Here is a 14,384-nt window from a genome sequence, read left to right on the forward strand (position 1 = left end):
ACTCCAAAGGGAGCAGGTCAGAGATTTCGCAATTCCTCGGCCACTCCAACACCGCAATCACCGAAAGGGTCTACGCCCGTTACTCCCCGACGCACCTGCGTCGGGCTGCCGACGTCCTCGACTTCTCCACGCTCAAGAAAGGGCAAACACGATGACCAAGACCGGTCAGATCAGCGACCCTGGGTTTAACACAATCACCCATAAAAAGGGCAGCAAAGCTTACCACTTGTACGTCACGTACACAGACGACGGGCCACGATACGACGCAGTTTGCGTCGATGCCGAGCAGGACGAGTTCGAGATCGACTTCGACGATGGCTGCGCCTCATTGAACACCGCAAAGCTCTCGTACCTGATGCTCCGTCCCGAGCAGCTCCATGCCATTGCAGAGCTCGTCGAAGAGGCAGAGGCGCATTTCGAAGAGTGGTCCGAGTCCGACATGGGGCGGGACTTCAAGGCGGCAGAAGATGCCGGCGAGACCACACGATTCCACAATAAGTACAAGGATGTCATGGACATCCGGTCAGAGGTCTAGGTTCATTGAACCCAACGCCACTTCGTTAGGGTGGTCGTCGCGCGCCTAAAGTGAAGGTAAATCAGGGGGTTAATGGTGGGTGATGAGGGATTTGAACCCCCGACATCTTCGATGTGAACGAAGCGCTCTACCACTGAGCTAATCACCCGGTGGCGCGTCTCTTAGACTGCCTCGACCGGCTGTGCAAGGCCCTCTTCGGCATCGTCTTCGACGTCGGACGCGTCGTCATCCGGGCGGCGATGCGGGTCGTGATGCGCCCGCTTGACGCGGGTCAGCATCACCTGCCCCTTCTTCGTCTGGCGGCGGCGCTGCACCTTGACCCGGCCGAGCGGCGGCAGGTTCAGGGCGCGCCCCTCGGCGAGCGCCTCGCCGAGGATCTCGAGCGTCGCCTCGACCGCTTCGCGGGCGACGCCCTGCTTGAGCTCGGCGCGGTCCATCACGCGGGCGATCAGTTCCTTCTTGCGCAGATCCTCCGCAGGCGGCGGGGCGGGCACGGCATCCGCATCCTGTGGGTCTTTCGCGGACGTACCACGCGGTGCGTCGGGGGGTTCGGCAGATTTCTTGCGGCTCGACATGGCGGCTGTCCTCATGCGCGGCGCGGTGGCGGCGGCGCCGTCCGTGCGCCGATCATACCACATCGCCGTCCTCCGGGAAGCGGCGGCCGGAGGGCAAGAAAAAAGGCGGCGCGGGGTCCTTCCCCGCGCCGCCCGGTCATCGGTGCAAGCCGTCCGCGCGCCGCGCTCAGTGCGCGACGGCACCGCTTTCCTGGCCCTCGGACGGCGATTTCATCGCGTCCATGGCGGCTTCCTCGGCGGCCTCGTCCCAGTCGACAGGCTCGGGCTTGCGGACCAGCGCGTGCTCCAGCACCTCGGACACGTGCTCCACCGGGATGATCTGCAGCCCCGTCTTCACGTTGTCCGGCAGCTCGGCCAGATCCTTCTCGTTCTCCTTCGGGACGAGAACGGTCTTGATCCCGCCGCGCAGCGCCGCGAGCAGCTTTTCCTTCAGCCCGCCGATGGCGGACGCGTTCCCGCGCAGCGTCACCTCGCCGGTCATGGCGATGTCCTTGCGGACCGGGATGCCGGTCAGGACCGACACGATCGCCGTAACCATGGCGAGACCCGCGGACGGGCCGTCCTTGGGCGTCGCGCCGTCGGGCACGTGGACGTGGATGTCCCACTTCTCGAACCGGGGCGGCTTCACCCCGATCTGCGGGCTGATCGAGCGGACATAGGAGGACGCCGCGTCGATCGATTCCTTCATCACGTCACCGAGCGTGCCGGTGGTCTTCATGCGGCCCTTGCCCGGCAGGCGCAGCGCCTCGATGTGCAGGAGGTCCCCGCCGGTCGAGGTGTACGCAAGCCCGGTCACCACGCCGATCTGGTTGTCCTCCTCGGCGAGGCCGTAGCGGAACTTCCGCACGCCGAGGAAGTCGGGCAGGTTCTCTGCCGTGATGACGACCTTCGACGTCTCCTTCTTGACGATCTGGGTCACAGCCTTCCGCGCGAGCTTGGCCAGCTCCCGCTCGAGGTTCCGCACCCCCGCCTCGCGGGTGTAGTAGCGGATCGTGTCCACCAGCGCCTGGTCCTCGACCTCGAACTCGGTCTTCTTGAGTCCGTGGTTCTTGACCTGCTTGGGCAGGAGGTGACGGCGCGCGATCTCGGCCTTCTCGTCCTCGGTGTAGCCCGAGAGCGGGATGATCTCCATCCGGTCGAGCAGCGGCCCAGGCATGTTGTAGCTGTTGGCCGTGGTGAGGAACATCACGTCCGACAGGTCGTACTCGACCTCGAGATAGTGGTCGACGAAGGTCGAGTTCTGCTCGGGGTCGAGCACCTCGAGCATGGCCGAGGCCGGGTCACCGCGAAAGTCGTGGCCCATCTTGTCGATCTCGTCGAGCAGGATCAGCGGGTTCGTCGTCTTGGCCTTCTTCAGGGCCTGGATGATCTTGCCCGGCATTGAGCCGATATAGGTCCGGCGGTGGCCGCGGATCTCGCTCTCGTCACGCACGCCGCCCAGCGAGATGCGGATGAACTCGCGTCCCGTGGCCTTGGCGACCGACTGGCCGAGCGAGGTCTTGCCCACGCCCGGAGGGCCGACGAGGCACATGATCGGCCCCTTCAGCTTCTTCGAGCGCTGCTGCACCGCGAGGTATTCGACGATGCGCTCCTTGACCTTGTCGAGGCTGTAATGGTCGTCGTCGAGGATTTTCTGCGCGCGGCCGAGATCCTTCTTGACGCGGCTCTTCACGCCCCACGGGATCGACAGCATCCAGTCGAGGTAGTTGCGCACCACCGTCGCCTCTGCGGACATGGGCGACATGTTCTTGAGCTTCTTGATCTCGGCCTCGGCCTTTTCGCGGGCCTCCTTCGACAGCTTGGTCTCGGACACGCGCTTCTCGAGCTCGGCGACCTCGTTCTGGCCGTCCTCGCCGTCGCCGAGTTCCTTCTGAATGGCCTTCATCTGCTCATTCAGGTAGTACTCGCGCTGCGTGCGCTCCATCTGCGACTTGACGCGCGTCTTGATCTTCTTCTCGACCTGCAGGACCGACATCTCGCCCTGCATCAGGCCGTAGACCTTCTCCAGCCGGTCGGAGATCGCCAGCGTCTCGAGAAGCTCCTGCTTCTGCTTCACCTCGATGCCGAGATGGCCCGCCACGAGGTCGGCAAGCTTGGCCGGCTCGGTGGTCTCGCTCACCGCCGACAGCGCTTCCTCGGGGATGTTCTTCTTGATCTTGGCATAGCGTTCGAACTCGTCGGCCACCGACCGCACGAGCGCCGCGATGGCCGTGGCATCGCCCGGCATCTCGGTCAGGTATTCGGCCCGCGCCTCGAAGAACGACTCGTTCTCGAGGTACTCGGTAATGCGCACGCGCGCCTGCCCTTCCACCAGCACCTTCACGGTGCCGTCGGGAAGCTTGAGCAGTTGCAGCACGTTGGCCACCACGCCGGCCTTGTAGATGCGGTCCGCGGCCGGGTCGTCCTCGGCGGGGTCGATCTGGCTCGCAAGCAGGATCTGCTTGTCGTCCGCCATGACCTCCTCCAGCGCACGCACGGATTTCTCGCGCCCTACGAAGAGCGGCACGATCATGTGCGGGAACACGACGATGTCGCGCAGCGGAAGCACCGGATAGGACGTGTTGAGAGGCTGTTGCATAAGCTTTCCTTATCCTCGGCAAGACGGCTCGGCCCCTTGTCGGCAGCGCCCGCCGTCTCCTTCTTTCGGAGCTACAAATTGGGGTCGTGGGATGCGCTTTTCAACCTGCGTGTCCGGCGGCCAAAATCAAACATGGCGTGGCGTGACGGCCTGCGCAAGCGGCCTCTTGGACGCGGATGCCGGGACGCGGCGCACCTGCCGCGAGGCCCGCGGGAGCGGCCCGGGGCCGCCTCCCGCTGGGCGGGTGCGGGCGGGGTCACCCCGCCCGCAGCGACGTGTCTCAGCCGGCCTTGCGCGCCTCGGACCCGTCGAGGAACGGGTAGTCCGTGTAGCCCTCGCGCCCGCCGCCGTAGAACGTGTCCTTGTCGGCCTCGTTCATGGGCGCGTCGAGCTTCAGGCGGCGCGGCAGGTCGGGGTTCGAGATGAACGGCACGCCGAACGCCACGAGGTCGGCATCGCCGTTGTCGACCCGCGCGATCGCGAGGTCGCGGTCATAGCCGTTGTTGCCCATCCACGCACCGTCGTAGCGGTCGCGCAGCGCCCGCAGGTCGGCTCCCTCGGGCAGCTCGCGCGAGCCGCCGGTCTGGCCTTCGATCATGTGAAGATAGGCGAGCCCGACCCCGTTCAGGCGGTCGATCAGGTATTCGGTCAGCGCCTTCGGGTCGCTGTCGCGGGCGTCGTTCGCGGCCGAGAAGGTCGACAGCCGAAGCCCGGTGCGCCCCGCGCCCCAGACGCCGATGACCGCGTCGAGCACCTCGAAAAGAAGCCGCGCGCGGTTCTCGAGGCCGCCACCATAGGCGTCCTCGCGATGGTTCGAGCCGTCCTTCAGGAACTGGTCCAGCAGGTAGCCGTTCGCGCCGTGCACCTCGACCCCGTCGAAGCCTGCCTCCTTGGCGTTCTCGGCGGCGCGGCGGTAATCCTCGACGATGCGCGGCAGCTCGTCGAGCCGGAGCGCGCGGGGTTCCGACACGTCCACCATCTTCTCGCCGTCGAAGGTCGGCGCCTTGGCGCGGACCGCGGAGGGCGCGACCGGCTGCTGGCCGCCCGGCTGCAGCGAGGTGTGCGAGATGCGCCCCACATGCCAGAGCTGCAGCACGATCTTGCCACCCGCTTCGTGCACGGCGTCGGTGACGCGGCGCCACGCGGCGACCTGGTGGGCATCGTGGATGCCGGGCGTCCAGGCATAGCCCTTGCCCTCGGGCGAGATCTGCGTGGCCTCGGTGATGATCAGGCCTGCGCCTGCGCGCTGCGTGTAGTAGTCGACGTGCATGTCCTCGGGCGCGTCGTCGGTCTTGGCGCGGTTGCGCGTCAGCGGCGCCATCACGATGCGGTTCTCGAGCTCGATGTCGCCCGCGCGGAACGGGGTGAAGAGTTTCGCCTCTGCCATGGAATGTCTCCTTTCCGGCACTGTACGTCTCGATCGCGCCGATGCGGCGCGGCTGGGACGTGCAGATAGGTGCCGACCTGTGCTTTGCCATGCCGCGGGCGGGACGCCGCTTTGCGGCAGACCGCCGACCGGGGTTGCCGCGCGTCGCAAAACGGTCATTTTACAACAGGTGGAACGCCGAATATGACGCGGCGTCATCCGCACGGACACGACACGGACAAGGAGAGCCGCCATGCGTATCGCCATTCTCGGAGGAGACGGCTTCGTCGGTTGGCCGACCTGTCTGCACCTGTCGGCACAGGGGCACGAGGTTCACATCGTCGACAACCTGTCGCGCCGCTGGATCGACACGGAGCTGGGCGTGCAGTCGCTGACCCCCATGGATTCGATCCAGGAACGCTGCCGCATCTGGAAGCAGGTCACCGGCGAGACGCTGCATTTCCACCTGCTCGACCTCGCGAAGGAATACGAGCGGCTGAAGCAGTGGCTGGCGGAATACCGGCCCGACGCCATCGTGCACTTCGCCGAGCAGCGCGCCGCGCCCTATTCGATGAAGACAGACCGCCACAAGGTCTACACCGTCACCAACAACGTGAACGCGACCCACAACCTGCTGGCGGCGCTGGTGGAAACCGACATCGACGCGCACCTCGTGCACCTCGGCACCATGGGCGTCTACGGATATTCGAGCGTCGGCGCCCCGATCCCCGAGGGGTATCTCGACATCGAGATCGACACCCCGACCGGCAAGCGCGCGCAGGAGGTGCTCTACCCGACGAAGCCGGGCTCGGTCTATCACATGACCAAGTCGCTCGATCAGATCCTCTTCCAGTTCTACGCGCAGAACGACGGGCTCCGGATCACCGACTTGCACCAGGGGATCGTCTGGGGCACGCATACCGATCAGACCCGCCGGCACGAGCAGCTGGTGAACAGGTTCGACTATGACGGCGATTACGGCACGGTGCTGAACCGCTTCCTGATCCAGGCGGCGATCGGCTACCCGCTGACGGTGCACGGCACGGGCGGGCAGACGCGCGCCTTCATTCACATCCGCGATTCGGTGCGCTGCGTGGAGCTTGCGCTGGACGACGCGCCCGAGCGCGGAGAGCGGGTGAAGATCTTCAACCAGATGACCGAGACGCACCGCGTGCGTGACCTTGCGGAACTCGTGGCCAAGATCACCGGTGCCGAGGTCAAGTACCTGCCGAATCCGCGCAAGGAAGCGGCCGAGAACGACCTGATCGTGAAGAACGACCAGTTCCTGGCGCTGGGGCTCGAGCCCACGACGCTGGCCGAGGGGCTGCTGTCCGAGGTGGTCGAGGTGGCGAAAAAATACGCCCACCGCATCGACCGCTCGCGCGTGCCGGCAGTGTCGGCCTGGACGCGCGACATCGGCACCCGCGTCGACCGCGATCCCGAGGGCCGCGCGCTCAAATCCGTCTCGTGAGCGCGCTGATCCCGGACGGCCCGGCCCGGTCCGACCGGGCCTTCGTCACGCTTGTCACGAACGCGGACTTCGCGCGCGGGGCGGCCGCGCTCCTGACGTCGCTGGCCGCCACCGGGACGCGCGCGGACCGCGTGGTGCTGCATACCGGGGGCGTGCCGTCCGAGGCGCTGGCGCCCCTGTCGGCGCGCGGCGCGCGGCTCGTCGCGACGGATCTGCTCCCGGTCTCCGACGCCTTCGCCGCCGCGCATGCCAAGGACCAGATCCACGGCCGGAACCCCTTCACCAGGGGCGAGAAACCGCCGTTCCACACCCCGCTCGACAACTTCGCCAAGCTGCGGCTCTGGCAGCTCGACTATGACCGCGTGGTGTTCCTCGACGCCGACACGCTGGCGCTGCGGCCGATCGACGTGCTGTTCGACTACCCGGAATTCTGCGCGGCCCCGAATGTCTACGAGGGGCTCGCGGATTTTCACCGCATGAACTCGGGCGTCTTCACCGCGCGGCCGTCGCAGGCGACGTTCGAGGCGATGCTCGCGCGGCTCGACGCGCCGGGGGCGTTCTGGAAACGCACTGACCAGACCTTCCTGCAGGATTTCTTTCCCGACTGGCACGGCCTGCCGGTGACGTTCAACATGCTGCAATACGTCTGGTTCAACCTGCCCGCGCTCTGGGACTGGGACGCGGTGCGCGTGCTGCATTACCAGTACGAGAAGCCCTGGCAGGACCACGGCAAGCTCGACCGCCTGCGCCCCCTCGTCGACCTCTGGCGCAGCGTCGAGGCGGGCCGGATGCCGGACGTCTCGCGCCTGCCCGCGCCCCCCGCATGAGGATCGGCCTGACCGGCGCCACGGGGATCGCCGGGCGGTTCGTCGCGGACGACCTCGGCGCCGCGGGCCTCAGCGTGGTGACGCTCGGCCGCCGGCCCCTGCGCGACCTGCCCCATCGCGACTGGCATCTCGGGGCGGCGGCGCCGGACCTGTCGGGTCTCGACATGCTGGTGCACGCGGCCTTCGCTCACGTGCCGGGCCGCTACCGCGGCGGCGAGGGCGACGACCCCGGCGCATTCCTGCTGGCCAATCTCGACGGCACGCGGCGGCTCTTCGACGCGGCGGCGGCGCAGGGCGTGCCGGTGATCTTCCTCTCCTCGCGCGCGGTGTTCGACGCGCTGCCGGCGGGCACGGACCTGACCGAGGACATGGCCCCCGCCCCCGCGTCGCTCTATGGCCGCGTCAAGGCCGAGGCGGAGGCGCACCTCGCGGCCCTGCCCGTCCCGGGCTGGAGCCTGCGGGCGACCGGCCTCTACGGCGCGCCGCCGCTCGGCCCGGGCGATCCCGCGCCCGCATGGGAGAAGTGGCGCGCGCTCTTCGCGGATTTCCTGGCGGGCCGCGCCATCGCGCCGCGGCGGGGCACCGAGGTACACGGGAGCGACCTCGCGCAGGCGGTCCGGATCGTGATCAGCCGACGCCCCGCGGCACGCGCGCTGCATGTCTCGGACATCCTGCTCGACCACCACGACCTGCTGGCGCGGGTCGCGCGGTTGACGGGGTCCGCGTCGCCCCTGCCCGCCCGCTCGGACGCGCCGGTCAGCGTGCTCGACTGCGCGCGGCTCCGCGCGCTCGGCTGGTCCCCGGGCGGTGAGGCCGCGCTCGATGCGGCGTTGCCTGTCATCCTCGACCGTTTCGGGATGGCGTGACGGTCAGGGCGCCTTGTCGTCGGTGCGCAGCTGCGGGACGTCGAGCGTCGCCCAGGTGCCGTCCACGGGCGGCACGGGCGGCGTGTCGCAGTGCCGGCGGTGGATGTTCACCTTGGCGATGAAGTGCGCCGAGACCGGCGCCGTCACGAAGAGGAAAGCGATGACGAGGATCTCCTGCATCGACCCGCTGCGCTCGGCGAAGGCCTCGATCATCGAGGCCAGCAACAGCGCGCCGACGCCGAGCGTGCCGGCCTTGGTGGGCGCGTGCAGACGCTTGACCGGGTCGTCGAGCTTGAGCAGGCCATAGCTGCCCACCAGCGTGAAGAGGCCGCCCACGACCAGCGACAGGGCGATGGCGATATCGGCGAGTGCGGCGGTCATTCGATGATGTCTCCCCGCAGGATGAAGCGGCAATAGGCCACCGTCGACACGAAGCCGAGCATGGCGAAGATCAGCGCCGCCTCGAAGTAGAGTTCAGTGCCCTGCGCGACGCCGAGGAGCACGATCAGGCCGATGGCGTTGATCACCATGGTGTCGAGCGCGAGGACCCGGTCGCCGGGGCCCGGCCCGAGGATCAGGCGGACCATGGCGAGCGCCTGGCTGAGCCCGACGCAGACGAAGGCGAAGATGAGCGCCCAGGCGCGCAGCGTCTCGGGATCGGTCATTCGAAGATCTCCTTCAGGCGGCGTTCGTAGCGCGACTTGATCTCCTCGCGCACCGCTTCGGGGCTCTCGGCGTCGAGCGCGTGCACGAGAAGCGCGTGCCCCTCGTCCGACAGGTCCGCCGACACCGTGCCCGGGGTCAGCGTGATGGTCCCGGCGAGGATCGTGATCGCCTCGGGCGTGCGCAGATCGAGCGGAATGGTCACCCACATGGAGCGCATGGCGCGGTTCGATTTGGTCAGCACGATCCACGCCACGGCCACGTTGGCGATCAGGATGTCCCAGATCACCATGAGCACGTAGGGGATGAGCTTCAGCACCCGGACGCCGCGGGGGGCGTCGGGCCAGTAGGCGTAGGTCAGCTGCGGGATCAGGATGCCGAGGACCAGCGCCAGCAGCAGGTTGCCGAGCGAGATCGATGAGGTCAGGAGGCACCACGCGACGATCATCAGGAGCGTCAGGAACGGATGCGGCAGGATCACGCGGATGGCGCTTTTCATCACTGGCTCTCCCCTTCCCCGGTTTCGCCCTCAGCGGCCGAGGCCGCGTCGCCGCCGTCGTCGCCCTCGTCGGAATGGCCCTTCACGATCTCCTTGCCCTCGGTCTCGAGCACGGTCGAGATGTAGGGCTGCGGCGCGAAGAGCTGCGCCGAGGTGGCCGAGAGCGTCCGCATGACCGGCCCCGCGAACACCGTGTGCAGCGCGAGGAGCGCGATCAGTCCGCCGATCGAGACGAGCGCGAGGGCCGGCTGGCCGCGACCTCCGACGAGGTCCAGCGTGCTGTCGACGTTGTCCATCTCGGTCGCCGGATCGTCGTCCGCCGCAGCGCGCGCCTCGTGCGCCTTCCAGAAGACGACGCTGCCCGCACGGCTGAAGCCCACCACCGCGATCAGCGAGGTGCCGAGGATCACCGCCCAGGCCCAGACCGCGAGCGGCCCGTCCCATGCGGCGTCGAGGATCAGGAGCTTGCCGACGAAGCCCGAGAGCGGCGGCAGGCCGGTCATGGCGATGGCGGCGGCGAAGAACAGCGCGGCCACGATGCCGGTGGCCGGGATCGGCTGCGCGGCGCGCAGTTCGCCGCGGATGTTGCCACGATGCGTCTGCACGAGGTCCACGACGAGGAACAGCGCCGCCGTGGCGAGCGTCGAGTGCACGACGTAGTAGAGCGCGGCGGTGATCCCCTCCTCGGTGAAGAGCGACACCGCCACGGTCAGCATGCCCATCGAACCGATGACCGAGAACGCGACCAGCCGGTCGAGCCGGCGCGCGCCGAGCACGCCCACCATGCCGACGACGAGACCCACGAGCGCCAGCGGCATCAGCCAGAGGTCGAGCAGGCCCCGCGTGATCTCGAGCTCGGGCGGAAAGATCAGCGTGTAGACCCGGATGATGGCGTAGGCGCCGACCTTGGTCATGATGGCGAACAGCGCGGCGACCGGGCCGGGCGCTTCGGAATAGGACGCGGGCAGCCAGAAATGCACCGGGGCGATTGCCGCCTTGACCGCGAACACGATCAGCAGGAGCACGGCCGCCGTGCGGATGCCGGCGCTGTTGCCCGGATCGATCTGCGCCACGCGCTCGGCCAGGTCCGCCATGTTGAGCGTGCCGGTCTCGGCGTAGATGGCGCCCAGCGCGAACAGGAAGAGCGTGGAGCCCAGGAGGTTGAAGAGGACGTATTGCACGCCGGCCTTGGTGCGGCGGGCGCCGCCGCCGTGGATCATCAGCCCGTAGGACGCGATGAGCAGCACCTCGAAGAAGACGAACAGGTTGAACACGTCGCCGGTGAGGAAGGCGCCCATGATGCCCATGAGCTGGAACTGGAACAGCGCGTGGAAATGCCGGCCGCGCCGGTCCCAGCCCGTCCCGATCGCGTGCATCAGCACGAAGAGCGCGAGCACGGCGGTCAGGAGCACCATCAGCGTCGACAGCCGGTCGGCGACCAGCACGATGCCGAACGGCGCCTGCCAGTCGCCCAGCTGGTAGATCGTCACTGTCCCGTCCGAGGCCCCGCGGAAGAGGCCGAGCGCCACCGCGAGAAGGGCCACGGTCCCGGCGACCGAGAAGGTGCGCTGCACGGTCTCGTCGTAGCGCGCCACGAGGATCATCGTGGCGGCGAGCATCGCCGGCAGGATGACGGGAAGGCTTACCCAATGCATCATTGACGCCCCTCCCCCTTGCGGGCCGCGTCGAGCCGGCCCGCGCTGTCGTCCACGCGGTCGTCGTCGTTGCCGAGATAGGCGCCGAGCGCGATGACCACCACGACCGCGGTCATGCCGAACGAGATCACGATGGCGGTCAGCACCAGCGCCTGCGGCAGCGGATCGGTGTAGCGCGTGGCATCGTCCGTCAGGATGGGCGGCGCGCCCACCACGAGCCGACCCGAGGTGAACAGGAACACGTTCACCGCGTAGGTCAGCATGGCCGTCCCGACGATGACCGGGAAGGTGCGCAGCCGGAGCACGAGGTAGATGCCCGCGGCGGTCAGGACGCCGATGGCGCTGGCGACGAGAAGTTCCATGTCAGGCGCCCCCTTTCAGTCCGGCATCCCCGCGTCCGCGGGACGGATCGATGTCCATGGCGTGCTCCGCCGGTGTCGACTGGGAACGTCGGGCAAGCCGCGAGAAGCTCTCGAGCGACAGCATCACCGCGCCCACCACGGTCAGGAACACGCCGAGGTCGAAGGCGGCGGCCGAGGCGACCTCGAACTCCTCGATCGGCGGCAGGTGGATGTAGGTGAAGGACGAGGTCAGGAACTCGTGCCCGGTGAACCACGCCCCGATGCCGGTGAGGCCCGCGATCAGCACGCCCGCACCGATGATGCCGTGATAGGGGAAGCGCTGGCGCTCGGACGCCCAGGCATAGCCCGAGGCCATGTACTGCATCACCACCGCCACCGCGACGATGAGGCCGGCGATGAATCCGCCGCCGGGCATGTTGTGGCCGCGCAGGAAGATGAAGACCCCGACCATCAGGATCAGCGGCATGGCCACGCGCGTCAGCACCACCATCATGAGCGGGTGACGGTCGCCGGCCAGGGGCGCGTTCGGCACCCGGTCGAGCAGCCGCGCCCGGACCGGACCGGACAGGAGCGCCTCGGTCAGCGCGTAGATCACGAGCGCCGCGATGCCCAGCACGATGATCTCGCCGAAGGTGTCGAAGCCGCGGAAGTCCACGAGGATGACATTCACCACGTTGGTGCCGCCGCCGCCGTAATACGAGTTCTCGAGATGGTATTCGGAGATCGGCGCAGCGACGAAGTCCCGCATCATGAGGAACCAGGCCAGCGCGCCCGCGCCGACGCCGCCCGCGACCGCGACTAGGCCGTCGCGCAGGCGGCGGCCGGCGCCGCTTTCGCGCGGGGTCTCGGACGGCAGCAGGTTCAGGGCGAGAAGCAGCAGGACCGCCGTCACGACCTCGACCGAGATCTGGGTCATGGCGAGGTCGGGCGCGCTGAAGAAGGCGAAGCCGACCGACACGATGGTGCCGACGATGCCCATGAGGACGAGCGCCGCGAACCGCTTGCGGTGCGCGAAGACGAGGAAGCCCGACGCCGCCACCAGCATGGCCCAGCCGATGATCGCGACCACCGGCGCCGGCTGCATCGCCCGCGTCGCCCCGCCGACCGTGCCGGTGGCGTAGGCGTGCCAGGCGCCGGCGAGGATGGTCACCGACAGGATCGCGGCATAGCGGGTGAAGGCGCCGTCGTGCAGCCGGCCGGTCAGGCCGCGCGCGAAGGCCGCGACGGCCTCGACGAGCCCCTCGAAGATGGGTTTTGCCTCGGGGCGCGGCGTCACGTCCCACGCCTTCTGCAGCCAGCGGTGCAGAAGCAGCATCAGGATGCCGCCCGCGACCGCGACCGCGGACATGTAGAGCGGCGGCTTGAAGCCGTGCCAGATGGCGAGGTGGTAGTCAGGCACCGGCGCCACGCCCCCGAGGACCGCGCCGGTCACGCCCTTCACCAGCGGCTCGACCAGGAACGGCGCGAGGCCGATCACGATCACCAGCGTCGCGAGGAAGGCCGGCGGCAGCCACATGCCGGTGCCCGGATCGTGCGGCTTGGACGGGTAGTCGTCGCGCGCCTTGCCGAAGAAGGTGTGCGCGATGAAGCGGAACGAATAGGCGGCCGAGAAGAGCGCGCCGAAGGTGGCGAGCGCTGGCACCAGCCACCACGGCCCGAAGAGCTCGGTGTGCAGCGCCTCCTCGAGCATCATCTCCTTCGAGATGAAGCCGTTGAAGAGCGGGATGCCCGCCATCGACAGCCCCGCCACCAGCGCGATCGCGAAGGTCACGGGCATCAGGTGGCGCAGGCCCCCGAGCTTGCGGATGTCGCGGGTATGCGCCTCGTGGTCGACGATGCCCGCCGACATGAACAGCGCGGCCTTGAACGTGGCGTGGTTCAGGATGTGGAACACTGCCGTCATCGCCCCGAACGCGGTTCCGGTGCCGAGAAGCATGGTGATGAGACCGAGATGCGACACCGTCGAGAACGCGAGCAGCGCCTTCAGGTCGTGCTTGAAGAGCGCGATCACCGCGCCGAGGCACATGGTCACGAGGCCCGCGGTCGTCACGGTGTAGAACCAGGCCTCGGTCCCGGACATGACCGGCCAGAGGCGCGCCATCAGGAAGATGCCCGCCTTCACCATGGTGGCCGAGTGCAGGTAGGCCGAAACCGGCGTCGGCGCGGCCATGGCGTGCGGCAGCCAGAAATGGAACGGGAACTGCGCCGACTTGGTGAAGCAGCCGAGCAGGATCAGGACGAGCGCCGGCAGGTAGAGCGGGGAATCCTGGATCATCTCGCGGTTCTCGAGGATCACGGTCAGGTCGTAGCTGCCCACGATCCGGCCGAGCAGCAGCATGCCCCCGATCATGGCGAGCCCGCCCATGCCGGTGACCGTCAGCGCCATCCGCGCGCCCTGCCGCCCCTCGGGCAGGTGTTTCCAGTACCCGATGAGCAGGAAGGACGACAGCGAGGTGAGTTCCCAGAACACCAGCAGGAGCAGGACGTTGTCGGACAGCACGATGCCCACCATCGCGCCCTGGAACAGCAGCAGGTAGGTGAAGAACTCGCCCATGCTGTCGTCGCGGGACAGGTAGTAGCGTCCGTAGACGATGATGAGCGCCCCGATCCCGAGGATCAGCGACGCGAAGAAGAAGCCGAGCGGATCGAGGAACAGCGTCACGTTCAGCCCGAGCGCGGGCAGCCAGTCGATCCGCGCGGTCACGACCTCGCCCGCCATCAGCGCGGGCAGGTTCGACACGAGGCCGACGAGCGCGGTCAGCGTGACCGCCAGCGTGCCACCGGCACAGACCCTTCGGCCCGCGCTGTCGAGGATACCGGGCAGGAGCGCCCCGAGGAACGGCAGCAGGACGAGGATGAAAAGCGACACGTGATCTCCCGGGACAGCGGCGGCCTGAAGCGGAACGTGACACACTTAGTGCGAAAGTTTCGCCCGAGCCTCAAGGGGCCGCGGGGAAATTGCACGCCCGTCGGAGCGGCTGATCGTC

At 68.1% G+C, this 14,384-nt stretch carries 13 protein-coding genes and 1 tRNA gene; 4 read left to right on the forward strand and 10 right to left on the reverse strand.

The window, feature by feature from the left end:
• The first annotated feature begins 151 nt into the window (after positions 1 to 151).
• The gene (locus RISW2_RS17890) at positions 152 to 535 is read left to right on the forward strand and encodes a hypothetical protein (RefSeq protein WP_043773699.1); all 384 of its coding nucleotides are present in this window, start codon (positions 152 to 154) and stop codon (positions 533 to 535) included.
• Between the two features lie 73 nt (positions 536 to 608).
• On the opposite strand, the gene RISW2_RS17895 is transcribed toward RISW2_RS17890, so the two are convergent.
• The 4 genes from RISW2_RS17895 to RISW2_RS17910 form a co-directional block, all read right to left on the reverse strand.
• Positions 609 to 683, reverse strand: a tRNA-Val gene (locus RISW2_RS17895).
• 13 nt (positions 684 to 696) lie between these two features.
• Positions 697 to 1,110, reverse strand: a complete 414-nt coding sequence (locus RISW2_RS23620) for an HU family DNA-binding protein (protein WP_162164343.1) — start codon at positions 1,108 to 1,110, stop codon at positions 697 to 699.
• Between the two features lie 166 nt (positions 1,111 to 1,276).
• Complete coding sequence (gene lon / locus RISW2_RS17905) at positions 1,277 to 3,688, reverse strand: endopeptidase La (protein ID WP_043773701.1); 2,412 nt, start codon at positions 3,686 to 3,688, stop codon at positions 1,277 to 1,279.
• Between the two features lie 280 nt (positions 3,689 to 3,968).
• The gene (locus tag RISW2_RS17910; protein WP_043773705.1) at positions 3,969 to 5,075 is read right to left on the reverse strand and encodes an alkene reductase; all 1,107 of its coding nucleotides are present in this window, start codon (positions 5,073 to 5,075) and stop codon (positions 3,969 to 3,971) included.
• Between the two features lie 232 nt (positions 5,076 to 5,307).
• On the opposite strand from RISW2_RS17910, the gene RISW2_RS17915 reads away from it, so the two are divergent.
• Genes RISW2_RS17915 through RISW2_RS17925 form a run of 3 tightly spaced genes read left to right on the forward strand, consistent with a single transcriptional unit; the run spans position 5,308 to position 8,218 of the window.
• The gene (locus RISW2_RS17915; RefSeq protein WP_043773706.1) at positions 5,308 to 6,525 is read left to right on the forward strand and encodes an NAD-dependent epimerase/dehydratase family protein; all 1,218 of its coding nucleotides are present in this window, start codon (positions 5,308 to 5,310) and stop codon (positions 6,523 to 6,525) included.
• A 5-nt stretch (positions 6,526 to 6,530) separates the two neighbouring features.
• Entirely contained in the window at positions 6,531 to 7,352 is an 822-nt protein-coding gene (locus RISW2_RS17920) for a glycosyltransferase (protein WP_043773812.1), read from the forward strand.
• Positions 7,349 to 8,218, forward strand: a complete 870-nt coding sequence (locus RISW2_RS17925) for an NAD-dependent epimerase/dehydratase family protein (RefSeq protein ID WP_043773707.1) — start codon at positions 7,349 to 7,351, stop codon at positions 8,216 to 8,218. The genes RISW2_RS17920 and RISW2_RS17925 overlap by 4 nt, the downstream gene beginning before the upstream one ends.
• 3 nt (positions 8,219 to 8,221) lie before the next feature.
• On the opposite strand, the gene RISW2_RS17930 is transcribed toward RISW2_RS17925, so the two are convergent.
• The 6 genes from RISW2_RS17930 to RISW2_RS17955 are packed head-to-tail and all read right to left on the reverse strand — an operon-like array spanning position 8,222 to position 14,266.
• Positions 8,222 to 8,599: a Na+/H+ antiporter subunit G gene (locus RISW2_RS17930; protein WP_043773709.1), complete on the reverse strand. Its 378-nt coding sequence runs from the start codon at positions 8,597 to 8,599 to the stop codon at positions 8,222 to 8,224.
• Positions 8,596 to 8,883, reverse strand: a complete 288-nt coding sequence (locus RISW2_RS17935; RefSeq protein WP_043773711.1) for a K+/H+ antiporter subunit F — start codon at positions 8,881 to 8,883, stop codon at positions 8,596 to 8,598. Before RISW2_RS17935 ends, RISW2_RS17930 begins: the two co-directional genes overlap by 4 nt.
• Positions 8,880 to 9,380: a Na+/H+ antiporter subunit E gene (locus tag RISW2_RS17940; RefSeq protein ID WP_043773712.1), complete on the reverse strand. Its 501-nt coding sequence runs from the start codon at positions 9,378 to 9,380 to the stop codon at positions 8,880 to 8,882. The genes RISW2_RS17935 and RISW2_RS17940 overlap by 4 nt, the downstream gene beginning before the upstream one ends.
• A complete protein-coding gene (locus tag RISW2_RS17945) occupies positions 9,380 to 11,038 on the reverse strand; it encodes a monovalent cation/H+ antiporter subunit D (RefSeq protein ID WP_043773713.1) in 1,659 nt (552 codons plus the stop codon). The genes RISW2_RS17940 and RISW2_RS17945 overlap by 1 nt, the downstream gene beginning before the upstream one ends.
• Positions 11,035 to 11,397 carry a Na+/H+ antiporter subunit C gene (locus RISW2_RS17950; protein WP_043773714.1) on the reverse strand — a complete coding sequence of 121 codons (363 nt, stop codon included), beginning with the start codon at positions 11,395 to 11,397 and terminating at the stop codon, positions 11,035 to 11,037. Before RISW2_RS17950 ends, RISW2_RS17945 begins: the two co-directional genes overlap by 4 nt.
• A 1-nt stretch (position 11,398) precedes the next feature.
• Positions 11,399 to 14,266, reverse strand: coding sequence for a monovalent cation/H+ antiporter subunit A (locus tag RISW2_RS17955; protein ID WP_043773715.1), 2,868 nt, complete (start codon positions 14,264 to 14,266; stop codon positions 11,399 to 11,401).
• Positions 14,267 to 14,384: the final 118 nt, after the last annotated feature.

This window comes from Roseivivax isoporae LMG 25204 (assembly GCF_000521865.1).
In the GTDB taxonomy this organism is placed as follows: domain Bacteria; phylum Pseudomonadota; class Alphaproteobacteria; order Rhodobacterales; family Rhodobacteraceae; genus Roseivivax; species Roseivivax isoporae.

Coding starts and splice junctions, on each gene's coding strand:
- RISW2_RS17890 (WP_043773699.1), top strand. CDS start 152: ATGACCAAGACCGGTCAGATCAGCGACCCTGGGTTTAACACAATCACC.
- RISW2_RS17925 (WP_043773707.1), top strand. CDS start 7,349: ATGAGGATCGGCCTGACCGGCGCCACGGGGATCGCCGGGCGGTTCGTC.
- lon (WP_043773701.1), bottom strand. CDS start 3,688: ATGCAACAGCCTCTCAACACGTCCTATCCGGTGCTTCCGCTGCGCGAC.
- RISW2_RS17930 (WP_043773709.1), bottom strand. CDS start 8,599: ATGACCGCCGCACTCGCCGATATCGCCATCGCCCTGTCGCTGGTCGTG.
- RISW2_RS17910 (WP_043773705.1), bottom strand. CDS start 5,075: ATGGCAGAGGCGAAACTCTTCACCCCGTTCCGCGCGGGCGACATCGAG.
- RISW2_RS17935 (WP_043773711.1), bottom strand. CDS start 8,883: ATGACCGATCCCGAGACGCTGCGCGCCTGGGCGCTCATCTTCGCCTTC.
- RISW2_RS17950 (WP_043773714.1), bottom strand. CDS start 11,397: ATGGAACTTCTCGTCGCCAGCGCCATCGGCGTCCTGACCGCCGCGGGC.
- RISW2_RS17915 (WP_043773706.1), top strand. CDS start 5,308: ATGCGTATCGCCATTCTCGGAGGAGACGGCTTCGTCGGTTGGCCGACC.
- RISW2_RS17945 (WP_043773713.1), bottom strand. CDS start 11,038: ATGATGCATTGGGTAAGCCTTCCCGTCATCCTGCCGGCGATGCTCGCC.
- RISW2_RS17940 (WP_043773712.1), bottom strand. CDS start 9,380: ATGAAAAGCGCCATCCGCGTGATCCTGCCGCATCCGTTCCTGACGCTC.
- RISW2_RS23620 (WP_162164343.1), bottom strand. CDS start 1,110: ATGTCGAGCCGCAAGAAATCTGCCGAACCCCCCGACGCACCGCGTGGT.